The organism is Lactobacillus leichmannii, assembly GCF_024701915.1.
GTDB lineage: Bacteria > Bacillota > Bacilli > Lactobacillales > Lactobacillaceae > Lactobacillus > Lactobacillus delbrueckii.
The window spans coordinates 1-16,078 of the sequence record NZ_QOCY01000028.1 but is presented as its reverse complement, the minus strand read 5'-3'; the positions used below and the strand labels follow the sequence as shown (position 1 = coordinate 16,078).

General features: G+C 50.9%; 18 protein-coding genes and 2 other annotated features. Of the genes, 2 read left to right on the top strand and 16 right to left on the bottom strand.

The annotated features are described in order from the left end of the window. Positions 1–70: 70 nt before the first annotated feature. The 4 genes from pheT to DS743_RS03055 form a co-directional block, all read right to left on the bottom strand. Positions 71–2,482 carry a phenylalanine--tRNA ligase subunit beta gene (gene pheT / locus DS743_RS03070; RefSeq protein WP_035184710.1) on the bottom strand — a complete coding sequence of 804 codons (2,412 nt, stop codon included), beginning with the start codon at positions 2,480–2,482 and terminating at the stop codon, positions 71–73. Beyond that, positions 2,482–3,531, bottom strand: coding sequence for a phenylalanine--tRNA ligase subunit alpha (pheS, locus tag DS743_RS03065; protein ID WP_003615610.1), 1,050 nt, complete (start codon positions 3,529–3,531; stop codon positions 2,482–2,484). Before pheS ends, pheT begins: the two co-directional genes overlap by 1 nt. A gap of 35 nt (positions 3,532–3,566) precedes the next feature. Continuing rightward, positions 3,567–3,768, bottom strand: a binding site (T-box leader). A gap of 42 nt (positions 3,769–3,810) precedes the next feature. Then, positions 3,811–4,161, bottom strand: coding sequence for a winged helix-turn-helix transcriptional regulator (locus DS743_RS03060; RefSeq protein WP_003615612.1), 351 nt, complete (start codon positions 4,159–4,161; stop codon positions 3,811–3,813). Positions 4,162–4,242: 81 nt separating this feature from the next. Further along, positions 4,243–5,007: a TrmH family RNA methyltransferase gene (locus tag DS743_RS03055; protein ID WP_002879252.1), complete on the bottom strand. Its 765-nt coding sequence runs from the start codon at positions 5,005–5,007 to the stop codon at positions 4,243–4,245. A 65-nt stretch (positions 5,008–5,072) separates the two neighbouring features. Here DS743_RS03055 and DS743_RS03050 point away from each other — a divergent pair, with 65 nt between their 5' ends. Both DS743_RS03050 and yidC read left to right on the top strand, forming a co-directional pair. Next, positions 5,073–5,345, top strand: coding sequence for an acylphosphatase (locus tag DS743_RS03050; protein ID WP_035184711.1), 273 nt, complete (start codon positions 5,073–5,075; stop codon positions 5,343–5,345). Between the two features lie 33 nt (positions 5,346–5,378). Next, a complete protein-coding gene (gene yidC / locus DS743_RS03045) occupies positions 5,379–6,341 on the top strand; it encodes a membrane protein insertase YidC (RefSeq protein WP_035184712.1) in 963 nt (320 codons plus the stop codon). A gap of 88 nt (positions 6,342–6,429) precedes the next feature. Here yidC and DS743_RS03040 read toward each other — a convergent pair whose 3' ends face one another. The 12 genes from DS743_RS03040 to DS743_RS02985 all read right to left on the bottom strand — a co-directional run. After that, positions 6,430–8,022 (bottom strand): HAMP domain-containing sensor histidine kinase, encoded by a 1,593-nt coding sequence (locus tag DS743_RS03040; protein WP_141372538.1) that lies wholly within the window; start codon positions 8,020–8,022, stop codon positions 6,430–6,432. Continuing rightward, complete coding sequence (locus DS743_RS03035) at positions 8,015–8,728, bottom strand: response regulator transcription factor (protein ID WP_002879246.1); 714 nt, start codon at positions 8,726–8,728, stop codon at positions 8,015–8,017. The genes DS743_RS03040 and DS743_RS03035 overlap by 8 nt, the downstream gene beginning before the upstream one ends. A 179-nt stretch (positions 8,729–8,907) precedes the next feature. Beyond that, positions 8,908–9,486, bottom strand: coding sequence for a DUF177 domain-containing protein (locus DS743_RS03030; protein WP_003614912.1), 579 nt, complete (start codon positions 9,484–9,486; stop codon positions 8,908–8,910). Beyond that, the gene (locus DS743_RS03025) at positions 9,486–10,640 is read right to left on the bottom strand and encodes a nucleotidyltransferase (RefSeq protein ID WP_003615619.1); all 1,155 of its coding nucleotides are present in this window, start codon (positions 10,638–10,640) and stop codon (positions 9,486–9,488) included. The genes DS743_RS03030 and DS743_RS03025 overlap by 1 nt, the downstream gene beginning before the upstream one ends. Before the next feature lie 3 nt (positions 10,641–10,643). Then, on the bottom strand, positions 10,644–10,991 hold the full coding sequence (rsfS, locus tag DS743_RS03020; RefSeq protein WP_002879243.1) for a ribosome silencing factor: 348 nt from the start codon (positions 10,989–10,991) through the stop codon (positions 10,644–10,646). A gap of 41 nt (positions 10,992–11,032) precedes the next feature. Then, complete coding sequence (yqeK, locus tag DS743_RS03015; protein ID WP_002879240.1) at positions 11,033–11,626, bottom strand: bis(5'-nucleosyl)-tetraphosphatase (symmetrical) YqeK; 594 nt, start codon at positions 11,624–11,626, stop codon at positions 11,033–11,035. After that, positions 11,619–12,257, bottom strand: coding sequence for a nicotinate-nucleotide adenylyltransferase (locus tag DS743_RS03010; protein ID WP_002879239.1), 639 nt, complete (start codon positions 12,255–12,257; stop codon positions 11,619–11,621). The genes yqeK and DS743_RS03010 overlap by 8 nt, the downstream gene beginning before the upstream one ends. A 10-nt stretch (positions 12,258–12,267) precedes the next feature. Next, a complete protein-coding gene (gene yqeH, locus DS743_RS03005) occupies positions 12,268–13,377 on the bottom strand; it encodes a ribosome biogenesis GTPase YqeH (protein ID WP_002879238.1) in 1,110 nt (369 codons plus the stop codon). Positions 13,378–13,485: 108 nt separating this feature from the next. Next, on the bottom strand, positions 13,486–13,842 hold the full coding sequence (gene rplT / locus DS743_RS03000) for a 50S ribosomal protein L20 (RefSeq protein WP_035184714.1): 357 nt from the start codon (positions 13,840–13,842) through the stop codon (positions 13,486–13,488). A 44-nt stretch (positions 13,843–13,886) separates the two neighbouring features. Beyond that, entirely contained in the window at positions 13,887–14,087 is a 201-nt protein-coding gene (gene rpmI / locus DS743_RS02995; protein ID WP_002879235.1) for a 50S ribosomal protein L35, read from the bottom strand. A gap of 20 nt (positions 14,088–14,107) precedes the next feature. Further along, complete coding sequence (infC, locus tag DS743_RS02990; protein WP_035184717.1) at positions 14,108–14,629, bottom strand: translation initiation factor IF-3; 522 nt, start codon at positions 14,627–14,629, stop codon at positions 14,108–14,110. Positions 14,630–14,676: 47 nt separating this feature from the next. Continuing rightward, positions 14,677–14,788: a sequence feature (ribosomal protein L20 leader region), on the bottom strand. A 516-nt stretch (positions 14,789–15,304) separates the two neighbouring features. Beyond that, positions 15,305–16,078: RNA-guided endonuclease TnpB family protein (locus DS743_RS02985; protein WP_258945806.1), on the bottom strand; the 774-nt coding region annotated here is incomplete at its 5' end.

The following is a 16,078-nucleotide window of genomic DNA, read 5'->3' as shown; positions in this document are numbered from 1 at the left end:
TTTGATTCTCCTTTATTTAACGCATTATGCAATGTTAAATATTAGAATTTAATTCCGGGAAAGTCAACCATTAACGAATGTTCGCCTCTAATTTTTCTTCCAAAGCGGCTTGCACATTGTCAATTGCCTTAGTGACAACCACGTCGGTCAAGGTTTCTGCCTCATTCAAGAAGGTCAGGCGGTAAGCCAGGCTCTTCTTGCCGGCAGCCAGGTGGGCCCCTTGGTAGACGTCGATGACTTCAACGCTAACCAGGTACTTGCCGACGTTTTCCTTAATGCAGCTTTCAACTTGGGCATTAGTGACATCTTCGTCAACCAAAATTGACAGGTCCCGCTGCACGGCTGGGTACTTCGGAGCCGGCTTGGACTTGACCCCCTTAGCCATCAGCGGCAGCAGGGCATCCAGGTTCAGTTCGTAAACGTAGATTTCCTTGCCGGCGAAGTTCTTGTCAGTCATGGTCAAAACTGGGGAAATTTGGCCGATCAGACCAATATATTCATCATTTACGTAGATGCCAGCCGTTCTGGTCGGGTGCATCCCCTTGATTGCTTCAGCCCGGTATTCCACGTCCTTGACCCCGATCATTTCAAATACGTCTTCCAGTTGCCCCTTGACGTAGTAGAAGTCAACGACTTCGTCCTTGTGCTGCCAGTTGCTTTCACCAGCTAAGCCGACGTAAGCGGCTGCCAGGTGTTCATGTTCGTGGTAGTCTCCGCCTTCCATGTCGTAGACGCGGCCGTTTTCAAAGAGCTGGAGTTCAGTTTGCTTGCGGGCGAAGTTGTAAGCAACCGTGTCGAGCAGGCCGCAAATCAAGTTTTGCCGCATGGTGGTTCTGGCTGAGTTCAGCGGCCAGTTGACCTTGACTGGAGCCAGGGCCTTTTTGACAAAAGTCGTAGCCAGTTCTTCAGAAGTCAGGGAGTAGTTGATCGTTTCACTGAGCCCCTGCCCTTCCAGCAATTGGCGCAGGTGACGGACCTTGACTTCATCAGCCGCATAGCCGCCAATAAGTTCACCGGTCGCCGGGTGGGTGGACTTGATGTTGTCGTAGCCGTAGATCCGGCCGACTTCTTCAAAGATGTCGGAGTCAATGAAGATGTCCCAGCGGCGGTTTGGCACAGTTACCGTGTATTCGTCGCCATTTACTGCAACCGGGAAGTTCAGCTTGCCCAGGATCTTGACGATTTCGTCCATGGACAGGTCAGTGCCCAGGATCTTGTTGGTCCGGGAAGCAGTGGTCGTAATAACAACTGCTTCCTTGTCCAGGTCGCTGGCCTTGATTTCACCAGCTAAGACAGTGGCGCCGGCATTTGCCCGCAAGATCAAGGCGCAGATGTCCAGGGCCTTTTGGGTGTTGTCCCAGTTGATCCCCTTTTCAAACAAAGCAGAAGCGTCAGTCCGGTTGTCGTGGCGCAGAGCTGCCTTTCTGGTCAAGGCCGGGTCAAAGACAGCAGCTTCCAGGATCACATCAGTAGTTTCTTCAGTTACTTCGCTGTTCAAGCCGCCCATCACGCCAGCTAAGCCGACTGCCTGCTCACCATCAGTGATCACGATGTCTTGCGGGTCCAGGTCGATTTCTTTTTCATTCAAGAGCTGCAGCTTTTCGCCTTCCTTGGCCAAGCGGACCTCGATCTTCTTGGTCTTGTCAAAAAGCTTGGCGTCGTAAGCGTGCATTGGCTGGCCAGTCAAGAGCATGACATAGTTGGTCGCGTCAACCACATTGTTGATTGGGCGGATGCCGGCATTCCACAGGCGGACCTGCAGCCAAAGGGGACTTTCAGCGATCTTGACCCCGGTCAGCTTTCTCAAGTAGTACTTCGGCGCGATCTTTTCATCAGCAACGGCAGTAAAGTCACCAGTCCAGTCTGCCCCGTCTTCTTTAAGGACAACGTCTTCGATCTTTGGCTTCTGGTCAATCAAGGCACCAACTTCATAAGCTGCCCCTTCCATTGAGGAAGTGTCGGCCCGGTTTGGGGTAATGTCGAAGTCCAAAACGTAGTCGTCCATGCCCAAGGCTGCAAAGACAGAGTCACCAGGCTTAAGGTCCGGATCATGGAAGACCCAGATGCCGTCGGCGTACTTCGGCGGAACAACTGAGTCGCTGAAGCCGAGTTCTTGCAGGCCGCAGATCATCCCATTGGATTCAATCCCGCGCAGCTTGCCCTTCTTGATCTTGATCCCGCCTGGCAAATGGGCCCCGGGCAGGGCCACGATCACGTCCTGGCCAGCAGCCACGTTAGGTGCCCCGCAGACGATCTGGCGGGCTTCATCTTCACCAACGTCGACCGTAGTCTTGTTGAGGTGGGTCCCTTCGATCTTTTCGCAGGTCAAAATATGGCCCACGACCAGCTTGCTCAAGCCGTCTTCCGGGTGAACCGTTGAGGCGATTTCAACCCCGGACCGAGTCAGTTTTTCAGCCAAGGCGTAAGGGTCTACGCCGTCCATGTTCAAGAAATCTTTCAACCAATTGTAAGAAACTAACATTAATCTTCCTCCTGACGGAATTGTTGCAAGAAGCGCACGTCGTCACTGTAAAAGTCGCGGATGTCGTCAATACCATACTTCAAGATGGCGAAGCGGTCCAGGCCCAGGCCAAAGGCAAAGCCGGAGTAGACGCTTGGGTCAATGCCAGCGGCAGACAAAACATTCGGGTGAACGATCCCGGCACCCAGAACTTCGATCCAGCCGGTGTTCTTGCAGATCGCGCAGCCCTTGCCGCCGCATTCAAAGCAGGAAACGTCCATTTCAACTGATGGTTCAGTAAATGGGAAGTAGCTTGGCCGCAGGCGGGTTTCCCGGTCCTGGCCGAATTCGTGCTTGGCCACCAGTTCCAAGGTCCCCTTAAGGTCACTCAAGGAGATGTTCTTGCCGACAACCAGCCCTTCCATCTGCATGAACTGGTGGGAGTGGGTGGCGTCGTCATCGTCTCTTCTGTAAACCTTGCCTGGGGAGATCATCTTGAGGTCCCCTTTATCGAAGTCATGCTTTTCCATGGTCCGGGCTTGAACTGGTGAAGTCTGGCTCCGCAGCAGGTGGTCAGCGTCAACGTAGAAAGTAGCCTGCATGTCCCGGGCCGGGTGGTCCTTAGGCAGATTCAGCATTTCGAAGTTGTAGTGTTCGCTTTCGATTTCCGGGCCTTGGACAACTTGGTAGCTCATGCCGATGAAGAAACGTTCCAGGTCGTCTTGAATGATTCTGATCGGGTGCTTGGAGCCAACATGCTTTCTGCGCCCTGGCAGGGTCACGTCAATCTTTTCAGCTTCCAGGCGGGCCTCAATGGCCTTTTCGATCAAGTTATCCTTGGCAGAAGCCAGCTTTTCATTAAAGAGGTCGCGGAGTTCGTTGACCTTCTGGCCGACTTCCCGCCGCTTTTCCGGAGCAACGTCCTTCATCTGGTGCAGAATTTGCGTCAGTTCCCCCTTCTTGCCGACCAGCTTGACCCGGACGTCATTCAGGCTCTTTTCGCTTTCTGCTTCCTTGATTTCAGCAAGCCCCTGCTCCCGCAGGTCCTTCAATCGATCAAATAAATCCATTTGCTTATTCCTTTCAACAAAAAACTCCGCCCCCCAAAAGGGACGAAGCTTCGCGGTACCACCCTAGTTTAGGCCCAAAAAGGCCTACGCTCTATACCGATAACGGTGGCAGCCGGAATTGATTAGATCCTACTCGCAAGATGAAATTCGCAAGCCGCTCTTTGGTTTCCTTTCAGTTGCCAAGAAACCTCCCTGTCAAAGACCGGACTTGCTACTAGTCTTGTTCTTAGTAATTAATTAAAATCATAGGCTAAAACTTGCTTAAATGCAAGTCGTTTTTTACGACCACTTGTCAGCCCAGATATGAACCTGGTTGAAGACCGGCTTTAATTTGGCCCCTTTTGGCGTCAAAGTGTAAAGGACGATCTTCTTTTCCGCATCCTTGGACCGCTTGACAATCCCGTCAGCTTCCAGCTCCCGGAGGCGTTCGACCAGAACCCGGTCAGAGCAGGCACCGACCGCGTGGGCCAGGTCCCGGAAGCGCATGGCCTTGGTGTCGCACAAGGAGCTGATGATCAAGCCGTTCCACTTCTTGCCGATGATCTCAAAGGCCTTGACGAAGCGGGCACACATTTCGTAGTTTTCAGCGTTTTTACAGCATGGCTCGTCCTGTTTAGCTAATTCTGTCATAGAGAAATCCTCCTCAAATTAGTTTCCATGTTAATTATTTAAGCACACTTTACTTACGAAAAACAAGCAAAAAGCCTTTTCCTAGCTGAAGTGGTAGATCATGATCCCGGCAGCAACAGCGGCGTTCAAGGATTCAGCCCGGCCCTTGATCGGGATGTAGAGCTTCTCGTCAGCCAGAGCCGCGATTTCCGGGCTTACCCCGTGCGCCTCATTGCCGATGATCAAAGCAACCTGGGCTACTGGGGCAAAGTCGCCCAATTGTTTAGCGGCTGGATCCAAAAGGCTGGCGTAAACTGGAATATCCGCGGCCTTCAAGCTGGCAATGGCGTCTGGCAGGTCAGCCTTGATCAAGTTCAAGTGGAACTGGCTCCCCTGCATGGACCGCTGGACCTTTGGGTTGTAGAGGTCAACCGTCTTGTTTGACAGGATCACCCCGTCAAAGCCAGCCGCGTCAGCCGTCCGGATGATGGTGCCGACATTGCCCGGGTCAGCCAGGTCATCTAAGAGGACCCACTTGCCGTAGCTGAAGAAAAAATGCTCAGACTGGTTGATCTTGACGGTCATAAAGATATCCTGGGAATTCTTGGTGCTGCTGAGGTGACTGGCCACGCTTTGGCTGATCTTGATCAGCTTGCCCTCATCATAAGCCAGGCCCAGTTGCGCCAAGCGGCTTAGGGCTGCTTCAGTAGCCAGGATTTCCCGGTACTTGACGCTTGCTTTTAAGGCTTCTTCAACTAGGTGGAAGCCTTCGATCAAGTAATAGCCGCTTTCTTCACGGTATTTCTTCTGCTGCAGCTTGCCGATGGCCTTAATTTGCGGATTGTTGACAGATGTTCTTTCTTGCATGATAAAATACTCCTTAGAAATACTATTTTAATGATTTTTTGCAAAAAATAAAGAAGGTAGTCAAAATGCAAACATGGGAACTATTAGTGCATGGAGTCGTCCAGGGCGTGGGCTTTCGCTGGAGCGTGCAGATGCTGGCTCAGAAGATGAAACTGCCAGGCAGCGTGAGAAACAACCCTGACGGGACGGTCACCATTGTCATTCAAGGGACGCCAACTGATCTGGTCAAGTTTAAAGCTGAGTTGCCAAACGCGGCGCCATATGCCCAAATTTCACGTTTGGACACAAAAGTTCTGCCTGAAATGGAACAAATGCATTCTTTTCATGTATTATATTAGACAGATCATAAGAATTTGGAGAGAAACTATTTAATGAAAAAAATCAAAAAACGTTTATTACCTGTCAGCCTGCTGGTGCTCTTGCCGCTTTTCCTTACGGCCTGCGCCAGCCAGACCAGCAAAAACGGCAGCTTAAAGGCCCCGACCAGTGGTCCTTACTACTGGATCTATGAATGGATCGGCCTGCCTTTGCAGCATATCACCGTCAACATCGCCCACGCCATCGGCGGAGCCAGCGGGGCCGGCTGGGCCATCGTCATCATCACTTTGGTCGTCAGAGTGATCTTGATGCCGCTCATGCTGAGCCAGCAGCACAAGGCTACCCTGCAGCAAGAAAAGATGCACCTTCTGCAGCCGCAAATGCAGCTTTTGCAAAAGGCCATGAAGACGCCAGGGTTGACTCCTGACCAGCAGATGGCCTTGACCGGTCTGCAAAGAGAGATCTATTCCAAGAACAATGTCTCCATGACTGGCGGGATGGGCTGCCTGCCCCTCTTGATCCAAATGCCAATCATGATCGGGATCTACCAGGCCGTGGCTTACTCAAACGCCCTGGCCAAGTCCACCTTCTTCGGCATTTCCCTGTCCAGCAAGTCCATGGTCCTGGCCATCATCGCCACTGTTTTTGCCTTGATTCAAAGCTACGTGGCCATGATCGGCATCCCTGAAGAGCAAAAGAAGACCATGCAGGCCACCATGCTGATGAACCCGATCATGACCTTCTTCTTCTCCATGTCCTTCTCCGGCGCCCTGGCCCTTTACTGGGCAGTCGGTAACCTGGTCATGGTCATCCAGCAGCTGATCACCACCTTCATCGTGCAGCCGCGGGCCAAGAAGCGGGTTTCCAAGGAACTGGAAGACAGTCCGATCGTGGAAGTCGTTACCCAAGCCAAGCTTGACCAGATCTTAAAGCCAGCCCCTGAACAAAAGCCAACCAGCCAGCCGAAGTCCGGCGACCTGCGCAAGCGCAACCAGGGCAAGCAGAAGCGGAAGTAATCTTCCAAAGAAAAAACAAAGAAGATAATAAACAAAAGAAAAAAGTAAAAGCCGCTGAAAAGCGGCTTTTACTTTGCTCTAAATTCTGTTAAATTATCGGATCTTGCTTTGGATTCTCAGTTCCAGCTTGCTTTTGCTCTTCCCGGCTTTCCAATTCTTTGACTTCTTCATCAGTCAAGACCGGGAAGGTGATTCTGAACTGGCTCCCCTGCCCTAAGACTGATTCAACGTCAATGGTCCCGTGGTAGGATTCCACCAGCTTCTGGGCAATTGACAGGCCCAGGCCGTTGCCGCCCTTTTCCCGGGTTCTGGCCTTGTCGACCCGGTAGAAGCGGTTGAAGATCTTCTTCTTGTCCTCATCGGAAATCCCTTCCCCGTAGTCTTGGACCACGATCTGCATTTCCTGGCCAGACTGGCCGGCAGCCACGGCAATTTCCTTGCGGTCGGTTGAGTACTTGATCCCGTTGTCGATCAAGATGATCAAAATCTGTTCCAGGTGGCCCTGGAAGATCTGAATCTTAGTATCCGGATCCAGGTCCTCAACTTCCAGAGAGATCTTGAAGTCCGGGTGAACCATGCCCATGTCCCCGACTACCCGGGTCAAGACTTCCATCGGTTCAGCGATGGCATTCGGGTAGTGGACACTGATCTGTTCAGCCCGGGTCAGGTCCAGCATTTCCTGGATCAAGTGCTTCATACGCTCAGCCTCTGAAATCGAGGCGTCAATGGATTCTTCCAGGACCTGCGGGTCATCCTTGCCCCAGCGCTTAAGCATGCTCAGATGGCCTTCAATGACCGCTACAGGCGTCCTCAATTCGTGGGAGACATCAGAGACGAACTGCTTCTGCTGCTCGATATACTTCTGCATCCAGTCCAGCATCATGTTGAAAGACAGGGCCAACTCTTCCAGTTCGTCGTTTCTGTGCAGCTCGGGAATTCTGGCCGTACTGTTCGGGTCGGCGTTGACTTCCCTGGCCACCTTGGACATCTTGTTGATTGGTCTGACGACGCTGCGGACAACCAGGTAGGAAATTACAATCGCCAGGCCGATCCCTAGGATTGAGAGCCAGAGCATGGCCTTCAATGTCCGGGAAATCAAGCGGTTGTAGCCGGTCATCTGGTTCTTGACGACAATGTAGCCAGTCAATTTATGGCTCTTCCGGTTTCTGACCTTCCGGTAGACATAAAGAGAACTTTGCCCATCCTTGCCTTCCTTGACCACACTCTTGCTCTCACTGGTGAACTTGACCAGTTTAGGGGCGCTATCGCCGTTGTGGAAGACGATCTCATTGCGGAGATTATAGATCGCCACGGTCATGTCAGGGTTGGTCACGGTGCTTAAGACCGAGTCGCCAAAAACGCTGCTGTTGCTGTTGTCATTTTCTGACAGAGCCGGCCTGCCCGTTAAAATCCGTCTGGTGTTCGGTGATAGTTGCTGGACCACGTTGGTGATCTCCAGTTCATCATCGATGCCGATTAGACGCTTGCGGAGGACGTTGACAACTTCGTTAGACGTATCCTTTTGCTGGCTCAGGGCTTCCTGCTTGACCGTATTGTAGACGACAGCTGAGAAAACAAGAAAGGAGACCATGATCGTCATCGCGACGATGCTGACCCATCTCACGATCAGTGAAACGTGTCTGGTCCCCTTCTTGCCGCTAGCGGCGTTTTGCTTAAGCATTGTCTTCCTCGTCTCTGACCATGTAGCCGGTTCCGCGCACCGTCTTGATGTAAGATGGCTGGCCAGGGATGTCGATCTTGTTGCGGAGGTAACGGACGTAAACTTCGACAACGTTAGTTTCGATGTTTGATTCCGGTCCCCAGATCTTGTTCAAGAGCTGGTCTCGGCCAACAACATTGTTCTTGTTTTCGATCAAGGTCATGAGCAGGTTGTATTCCCGCTTGGTCAAGTCAACGGTCTTGCCGTCGCCCCGGTGGACGATCCGGTTGGCGGTTTCGATGGTCAAGTCCTTGAACTTGACAACCTTTTGCCGCGGCAGCTTGTCCTTTGAGGCGTCCTTTTCGATCTTGACCCGGCGCAAGACAGCGCGCAAGCGGGCCAGGAGTTCTTCAATAGCAAATGGCTTGACGATGTAGTCGTCAGCCCCGTGGTCCAGGCCTGATACCCGGTCAATCACGGAGTCACGGGCCGTCATCATGATAATTGGCGTGGTCTTGCTCTGCCGTACCCGTCGGGCAATTTCCAAACCGTTCAAGTCTGGCAGCATCAAATCCAGCAAGATCGCGTCAAAGTCTTCGCTCAAAGCGCGGTCCAAAGCCTTGCGGCCGTTGTTTTCCACTACGGTCTCATATCCTTCGTGCTGGAGTTCGAGTTCGACGAAACGAGCCAGGTTCTTTTCGTCTTCAACAATTAAAATTTTCGGCATGTTTTTATCCCCTCATATCCTATCGATTTAATTTGGGTCCGCTGAATCCAAGTATAATCTTAAAGTATATTTTAATAATTCTAGGATAGCCCAAAATCAGCTTTTTAACAAGTCCCAAAGAAAAACAAGTCCTCCGCCAGATTAATTTTCTCTGGAAAAAGACTTGTTTTTAAGGAAGATCATTTCTCTTCGTCTTCGGCTTTATCTTTGTCTTCTTCAGCCTGCATCTTGTCCAAAAGACCCTGCAGCTGGGCAAAGGCCGGGTTGACCTGGTCCTTCTTCTGGCCGGCGAAGTCTTGTTCAGACATGACTTCCCAGCCCTGCCCTTCTGGGTACAGGTCTTCTTCAGCTTCTTCCTTGGTCAAAACCGTGCTTGGAATATTCAAGAGCATGTTGTCTTCCACGGCCGTCTGCACGTCAATGCGGTCATCGTCCAGCGGAATGATCATCAAGCCCAGTTCCTTTTCTTCCTGGGTCGGTTCATGGTCGGAATAATTTTCCACGAAGCTGAATTTCTGCTTCAAAGGAACTGCTTCCAGGCTGCGGGAGGACGGAACCAAGAGGTCGGCTTCCACTTGGAAATTGCCAGTCACGAAGGGTTCGTCATAAAAGAGCTGCCCTTCCACGTGGGCGCTTTTTACCTCATAGACCAGGTCCTTGGCCCGCTGGTAAAAGCCATCAGCAAAAGTCAAATCAGCTGAGATCTGGGTCAATGGCTCCCGGCTGTTCTTGATTTGGAAAATTGAAAGTTCTAGCATTAATTTACCTCGAGTGGCCGCCGGCCAAAGTTCTGGTCAGCGCCAACAATCTGTTCAAATAAACGGTCAACCCTGACCTGCAGGCCCAGGGTCCCTTCTTGGGCATTCTTGCGGTCCACTTTGGAAACGATATCGATCTCAAAGTCTTTCCGCTGCTGCTTCAAATATTTCCGTCCCCGCTTGCTGTAAGCCAGAAGCATGGTGGAAACATGGTCATAGCTGTTTAAGACATCGGCTTCAGTCACGTTCAAAAGAGTATAAAGACTCAGTCTTCTTAACCTTGAATAGGTGTAGCGCTTGGACTTGACCCGGCGGAGGAAGTCAGCGAAATTTTTAGCCAGGTGGATTTCTGCCTTGAACTTGTATTCCAGGCCCTCGCTCATCTGGTAGATCTGCTGCAATTCCTTGATTGAGGCTGATTCCAGCCGGTATTTCAGAAACGGGAAGAGCAGTTCCCAGTTGGGCAGAACCTTTTCCTGGTCAAAAGCGGCAATTTCCCCTTTTGGCAGCCATTGCTCCAGTTCTGAGCGCTCGGCCCCGTTTAAAAGGAGGTTGCGGATAGCGCTGGCACTTTGGACAGCTGCTTCTCTTTGCAGGATGTCATCATGGCCGGCCCCAACCCGGTTGACCGGGCTGAGCTTTAAAGGCGAGCCCAGATTGGCATTAGCCACGGCATAAGCCAGGCCCAAAATCGCGTTGGGCTCACTGACTTCATGGCCGACTTCCCGGGCCACCATCTGGTTGTACTGGGTGGAATAAGTCTGGCTGTAGTCGGCGAATTCCTGCCTTTGCCGGGGGATCTTGGAGATCCGGTCGCCGAAATATTCAAAATTCAAGTTGGCGTCTTCGACCCCAAAGACCAGGTTCTTGGCCCCCAGACGGGTTAAGAGGTCGACCCCGCCGGTGGCGAACATGTCGGCAGCTTGGACAGCATAGGAAAAAGGCAGCTCAAAGACCAGGTCAGCCCCAGCCTCAATGGCGCTGCGGGCCCTGGACCACTTGTCCAGGATGGCCATTTCCCCTCTTTGCACGTAATTGCCGGACATGACCGCGATAATGGGGTCATCACCGGCGATCAAGCGGGCCTGGTTCATCAGGAATTCATGGCCGCTGTGGAAAGGGTTATATTCAGCTACAATCCCGACAACGCTCATTGCCTAGTCTTCCTCGATTTCCACGCGCTTGCCGTCAGCCCAGAGCTTTTCCAGGTTGTAGAAGGCCCGGGCATCTTCTGAGAAGATGTTGACAACGACGTCGCCCAGGTCAACCAGGAGCCATTCTGAGTCATGATTGCCTTCAACCCGGTAGTCGTAGAAATTAGCTTCGTGACAGGCTTCGATGATGCTGTTGGCAATGGCGTGCAGCTGGCGGCTGGAAGTGGCGCTGGTGGCCACGAAGTAGTCAGCCAGGATGCTGATGCCGCGCATGTCGTAGGCTTCGGTGTCTTCCCCGTGCCGTTCGCTGATTGCGTTTAAAACTAAGTCAAGTAATTCTTCGCTCTTCAAATTTTTCTCCTAATGTTTAGTTACTCTTAATTTATCTGTTATTACTCAGCTGCCCAGACATTGTAAGCAGCCAGAGTTCTTGGGTAGATCTTGCTTCTCTTTTGGACTAAAAAGGCCAGAGTGTGAGCCAGTTCATAGCCAACCCCGGAAGCTAAATCCGCGTAGCTGGTCTTTCTGGCCTCTTCAACGCCGGCAAAAGTCCGGCCCGGCTCAATATAGTCAGCCACGAAGACGATCTGGTCCAGGGTGGTCATTTCCACGTCCCCGGTGGTGTGCCGGTAGACAGCGGTTAAAATTTCCGGGTCGGTGATGCCGAGGTCGCGCTTAATGAACCAGCTGCCCACGATCCCGTGCCAGATAGCCCGGTTCCAGTTCAAAAGATCCGGATCAAAGCCTTCTTCCTTGATGACCTTGATGTATTCTTCAACTGGAATCTGCTTGGCATAGTCGTGGACAAAACCAGCCAAAGCCGCCTTGTCTTCGTCATAGCCGTTCAATTTGGCTAGGGTCCGGGCCGTTTCACTGACGCGGACGCAGTGGGCAAAGCGTTTTTCATCCATCATGCTCTTCTCCTTGGCCACCAATTCACTGCTGGACAAGGGGGAATATGTTTCCTTAAAAACTGGATCAGTCACGGTAAAGCCCCTTTTCTTCAATATATTCGCGGACCTTGTCCGGGACCAGGTAACGGATTGAGGTTCCGGTTGAGACAGCCTGGCGGATAGCAGTTGAGCTGAGTCGGATGTCCGGAGCATCAACCCAGATCATGGAATATTGCGGATCTTGCGGGTAGCCCGGCCGGCGGATACCGACCAAGGTAGCTAACTTGGCCAGTTCCTCAGCATTCTTCCACTTGTGGAAGCTGTTGACCTGGTCGCTGCCCATGATCAAGTAGTAGGTGTTTTCCGGCGCCTTCTTGGTTAAATAGCGCATGGTATCAATCGTGTAAGAAACGCCGCCTCTGAAGAGTTCCAGCAGCTTAACCCTGAAACGGGGATTGTCCCGGGTAGCCAAATCCAGCATGGTGGCCCGGTCGCGGGCAGACACGTTTAAGGGAGCGTCCTTATGCGGGGGAATATTGTCCAGAATGAACCAGACTTCATCCAGGTGCAGCTTGGTCATGGCCTGTTCAGCGGCGACCAAATGGGCCATGTGCACCGGGTTAAAGGTGCCGCCCATGATGCCGATCTGCTTGCCTTTCCGCTGGCTCTCAGCCGTCTGCACTTTTACTTGCGTTTCTTTACTGAAATCTACCAATGAATCCATGTTACAACCTCTAAATCAAAGCTCTTCTGGTTCCCAAGCCGATTCCGCCCGGCGTGTAGGCCTTGATCACGCAGCCTTCCGGCACAGTGATGAAGCCTACCCCGGCAAACAATACATCGCTGCGGTACTTGATGGAGTACTCCTGCCCTTTAAGCGGCGGCAGGTCGCTGTTTGGCCCTGGCGGAGACAGCAATTCGCCCACATGCTTTTGGTAAAATTCGTCAGCCTTCTCCGTCTTAGTCCGGTGGATGTACATGCCCCGGGCAGCATAGATAGTAAAGCTGGTTGACGGCCCCTTCAGGTAGTCAATTCTCCCCAGGCCGGCCAAGAAGATGGTATTGCCTGGCAAAAGCTGATAAGTGGCAGGCTTAAGTGGCTTCTTTGGAGAAGCCAGGTCCAGGTCCTTCGGGTCCAGCCGGCTGGCCAGCTGCTTGTCGGTCAAGATCCCTGGGGTGTCGACCAAGAAGTGGCCGTTGTCCAGGGGAATTTCGATCTGGTCCAAAGTGGTCCCAGGGAAGCGGGAAGTGGTGATCAAGTCCTGGACGTCCCCCATTTCATCGATAATGGCGTTGATCAAGGTCGACTTGCCGACATTGGTCGTGCCGACGAAGTAGACGTCCTGGTCCTGGCTGTGCTTGTTCAAGTAGTCGATCAAAGTGTCCAGGTTCTTCTTCTTGGCCGCGGAGATCAGGAAGATGTCCTTTGGGTAGAGGCCCATCCGGTTGGCTTCCTGCCGCATCCAGTCCTTGATCTTGCTTTCCTTGGAGTTCTTCGGGAAGAGGTCCAGCTTGTTGCCGACCAGGATAAAGTCATTTGTGCCGACAAAGCGCTTCAAAGAAGAAATCAGCGAGTTGGAGAAGTCAAACAGGTCCACCACGTTGACGATCAAGGCCTTCTTTTCCGCCATGGTGTTCAGAAGTGCTAAAAAGTCATCATTGTCCAGGGAGACCGGCATGATCTCGTTGTAGTGGCGCAAGCGGAAGCAGCGCTGGCAGTAGACTTCGTCTCTTTCACCATTTTCCACCTTGGCCAGGGCACTGGCCGGCAGGTAGCCTGGCAGCTGCTTGTCCTGGCTCTGCAGAGCCGCGCCGCAGCCGATGCAGCGAATTTCTTCACTCATGTCTGAGTTTTCCTCCTTAAATTTCATCTTCCTTAATTATATCTGAAAGCCGGCATTTAACAAAGAAAAAGCGCACCTAGCCAAGCTAGATGCGTTTCTTCCAAAGAATTAAGCCAAAGCCTTCTTAGCAGTTTCTGCTAAAGCGGCAAAAGTCTTTTCGTCGTTGTAGGCAATGTCAGCCAACATCTTACGGTTCATGTCAACACCAGCCAGCTTCAAGCCGTGCATCATCTTTGAGTATGACAAGCCGTTTTGACGAGCAGCTGCGTTGATCCGGGCGATCCACAGTCTTCTGAATTCGCTCTTGCGCTTCTTACGGTCGCGGAATGCGTACTTGTATGAAACGAACAATTGAGTGCTTGCAGCCTTAAATTGAACGTGCTTTAAGCCACGGTAACCCTTGGCAAGCTTCAAAACCTTCTTACGACGTGCGCGTGTAACGGTACCACCTTTAACTCTTGGCATCTGAAAATCCTCCTAATATCGTTAGTGTATTAAAAAATAGTAAATTAACGCATTTGGGAAAGCATTTGCTTGATGCGCTTCAAGTCGCTGCGTGAAACCATAGCGGCTTTTCTCAAATGACGACGTTGCTTCTTGGTCTTACCGTGGAAACGGTGGCCAGTGAAGGCGTGGTGGCGCTTCAAACCGCCGTTACCAGTTCTCTTAAAACGCTTAGCTGAAGCGCGGTGGGTTTTCATCTTTGGCATGGTAAAATTCCTCCAATTAACTATTGTTTGTTCTTGTCTTTATCGCTCTTGGGACTGAGCATCAAAAACATTTGACGGCCTTCCATCTTTGGCCGGCTGGTTACAACAGCAATATCCGAAGTTTCTTCGGCCATCTTTTCCAGCACTTGTTGTCCTAATTCCTTGTGCGTGATTGCCCGGCCTCTGAAACGAATCGAAACACGAACTTTGGCGCCTTCTTTTTCTAAGAACTTGCGTGCATGCTTCAACTTGGTTTCGAAGTCATTGCCTTCAATCGCCGGACTCAAACGGATTTCCTTAACGCTGACCTGCTTGGAATTCTTGCGTGATTCCTTCAGCTTCTTCTGCTGTTCGAACCGGTACTTACCATAATCAAGAATCTTTGCTACAGGCGGCTTGGCGTTTGGTGAAATCAAAGTCAGATCGAGGCCAGCATCGCTCGCTTGGCGCAGAGCTTCATTTCTTGACACGACCCCAACTTGTTCACCTTCAGCGTTGATCAGCCGAACTTCACGAGCGCGGATGTTTTCGTTAAGGATCATGTTGTTTTGTTTCTGTGGTATAACTGTTCACCTCCATATTAATTTCGAGGACAAGAAAAAAGCGGGTATATAGCACCCGCCTTTAAAATCAACAGAAAATATCGATTTGCCCAGAGGTTAAATAACTTAGGCGAGAAGCGGGGGCTTCTTCTTGTTCTCAACTTCTACTATTGTACTAGGTCTAAGATTGTCCGTCAAGGGCTAATTTCACTTTCAGCCCAATTGCTTAAAGCTTAATTTTGCCAATCGCAACAGGAACGTATTCGCAAGAACTTTCACAACAATCTGCTTCATATTTCCGAATCATAAAACTTACTAAATCTTGATAATCACATCAATATTGGTAAGTTTTTCTGATATTCCTTTCTAGTTAAATCTATGAGTAGATTCAACTTGGCAAAAGAAATCAGATTTTTAACCTTTTGAAGTTAAGGTCAGTGAGTACGGTTGGCTGTCAAATAACGCCGGATAGCGTCATCCAATAGCTTTTTATCTGCCCCACTGAAAACTTTTAGCCTGGCAGTCGGAAAGGCATCTTGCCTACTAAAAAGCCGGCAAGCATATCGTGATGCATTCTCGAAGCAGTCAAGCCGCGATTTTAATACCCCGAACTGAGCTCGTTAAAGCTGACTGCTCTTACATGCTAGAGCCTTCAACTTTGTAGTATTACTTGCCTTATGCTTCTTTTATCCGACTGTCAAGAATCTCCTTAACTCGCTTGTAAGGCGTGTAAAGCGTGATTTCTTCGTCAGTTAATCTACTCAATATGTTTTTGGCTGCGGCGATATTCGCATTCATCTCGCCGCATTTCTTGCATTTAGTCAGTTCATGATGACTGCCGTATCTTTCCTCAAAATGCTGCCCGCAGATCGGACAGTACTGAGAAGTATATGCTGGATTGACATCATGAGTTTCAATCGAATTCTTGCTTGAAAGATATACAATGCGCTCATCCAGTTGGCCCTTAGTCCATGAATTCAAGCGTTTGCGCATCTTTCTTGCGAATCTGCTGTTATCTGATTTGACGCCTTTTTCTTTTACGAACGTCAAGTCTTCCTTGGCAATGACCGCCGGATGCTCTGTCTCGATCATTCTGTTTATCGCATGGTTGATAAAGCTTCTGACAGTTTCTTGCGCTGACCGGTAGCTCTTGTCATACGACTTTCTGCCGATATTGTTCTGCTCCAGATTCTTGAGCTTGCCAAGCAGTTTTATTTTCTTCCTCAAAGCAGTCTTAGACAAAGGTTGGTTTGCCTTCTCCAGTTGCTCAAGTTGCTGATTGAGCTGCCAGCGCAAACTCATATATGGCTGGCGATTTGCGTTTCGCTTGCCGTATTTGTCAACGATGGCATTGGCAAGCTTGCTGAAATTTTTACCATATTCATTGCCGCTGCTGCAGGAAAGCAGGGTGGCAAGCCCCTTGTCAATGCCGATTGCCTTCTTTGAATC

Excerpts from the sequence above, each read along its gene's own strand:
- DS743_RS03025 (WP_003615619.1), bottom strand. The coding sequence starts at position 10,640 with ATGAGCGTTGTCGGGATTGTAGCTGAATATAACCCTTTCCACAGCGGC.
- DS743_RS03040 (WP_141372538.1), bottom strand. The coding sequence starts at position 8,022 with ATGCTTAAGCAAAACGCCGCTAGCGGCAAGAAGGGGACCAGACACGTT.
- rpmI (WP_002879235.1), bottom strand. The coding sequence starts at position 14,087 with ATGCCAAAGATGAAAACCCACCGCGCTTCAGCTAAGCGTTTTAAGAGA.
- pheT (WP_035184710.1), bottom strand. The coding sequence starts at position 2,482 with ATGTTAGTTTCTTACAATTGGTTGAAAGATTTCTTGAACATGGACGGC.
- pheS (WP_003615610.1), bottom strand. The coding sequence starts at position 3,531 with ATGGATTTATTTGATCGATTGAAGGACCTGCGGGAGCAGGGGCTTGCT.
- rplT (WP_035184714.1), bottom strand. The coding sequence starts at position 13,842 with ATGCCAAGAGTTAAAGGTGGTACCGTTACACGCGCACGTCGTAAGAAG.
- infC (WP_035184717.1), bottom strand. The coding sequence starts at position 14,629 with ATGATCCTTAACGAAAACATCCGCGCTCGTGAAGTTCGGCTGATCAAC.
- DS743_RS03055 (WP_002879252.1), bottom strand. The coding sequence starts at position 5,007 with ATGCAAGAAAGAACATCTGTCAACAATCCGCAAATTAAGGCCATCGGC.
- yqeH (WP_002879238.1), bottom strand. The coding sequence starts at position 13,377 with ATGAGTGAAGAAATTCGCTGCATCGGCTGCGGCGCGGCTCTGCAGAGC.
- DS743_RS03050 (WP_035184711.1), top strand. The coding sequence starts at position 5,073 with ATGCAAACATGGGAACTATTAGTGCATGGAGTCGTCCAGGGCGTGGGC.
- DS743_RS03010 (WP_002879239.1), bottom strand. The coding sequence starts at position 12,257 with ATGGATTCATTGGTAGATTTCAGTAAAGAAACGCAAGTAAAAGTGCAG.
- DS743_RS03035 (WP_002879246.1), bottom strand. The coding sequence starts at position 8,728 with ATGCCGAAAATTTTAATTGTTGAAGACGAAAAGAACCTGGCTCGTTTC.
- DS743_RS03030 (WP_003614912.1), bottom strand. The coding sequence starts at position 9,486 with ATGCTAGAACTTTCAATTTTCCAAATCAAGAACAGCCGGGAGCCATTG.
- DS743_RS03060 (WP_003615612.1), bottom strand. The coding sequence starts at position 4,161 with ATGACAGAATTAGCTAAACAGGACGAGCCATGCTGTAAAAACGCTGAA.
- yidC (WP_035184712.1), top strand. The coding sequence starts at position 5,379 with ATGAAAAAAATCAAAAAACGTTTATTACCTGTCAGCCTGCTGGTGCTC.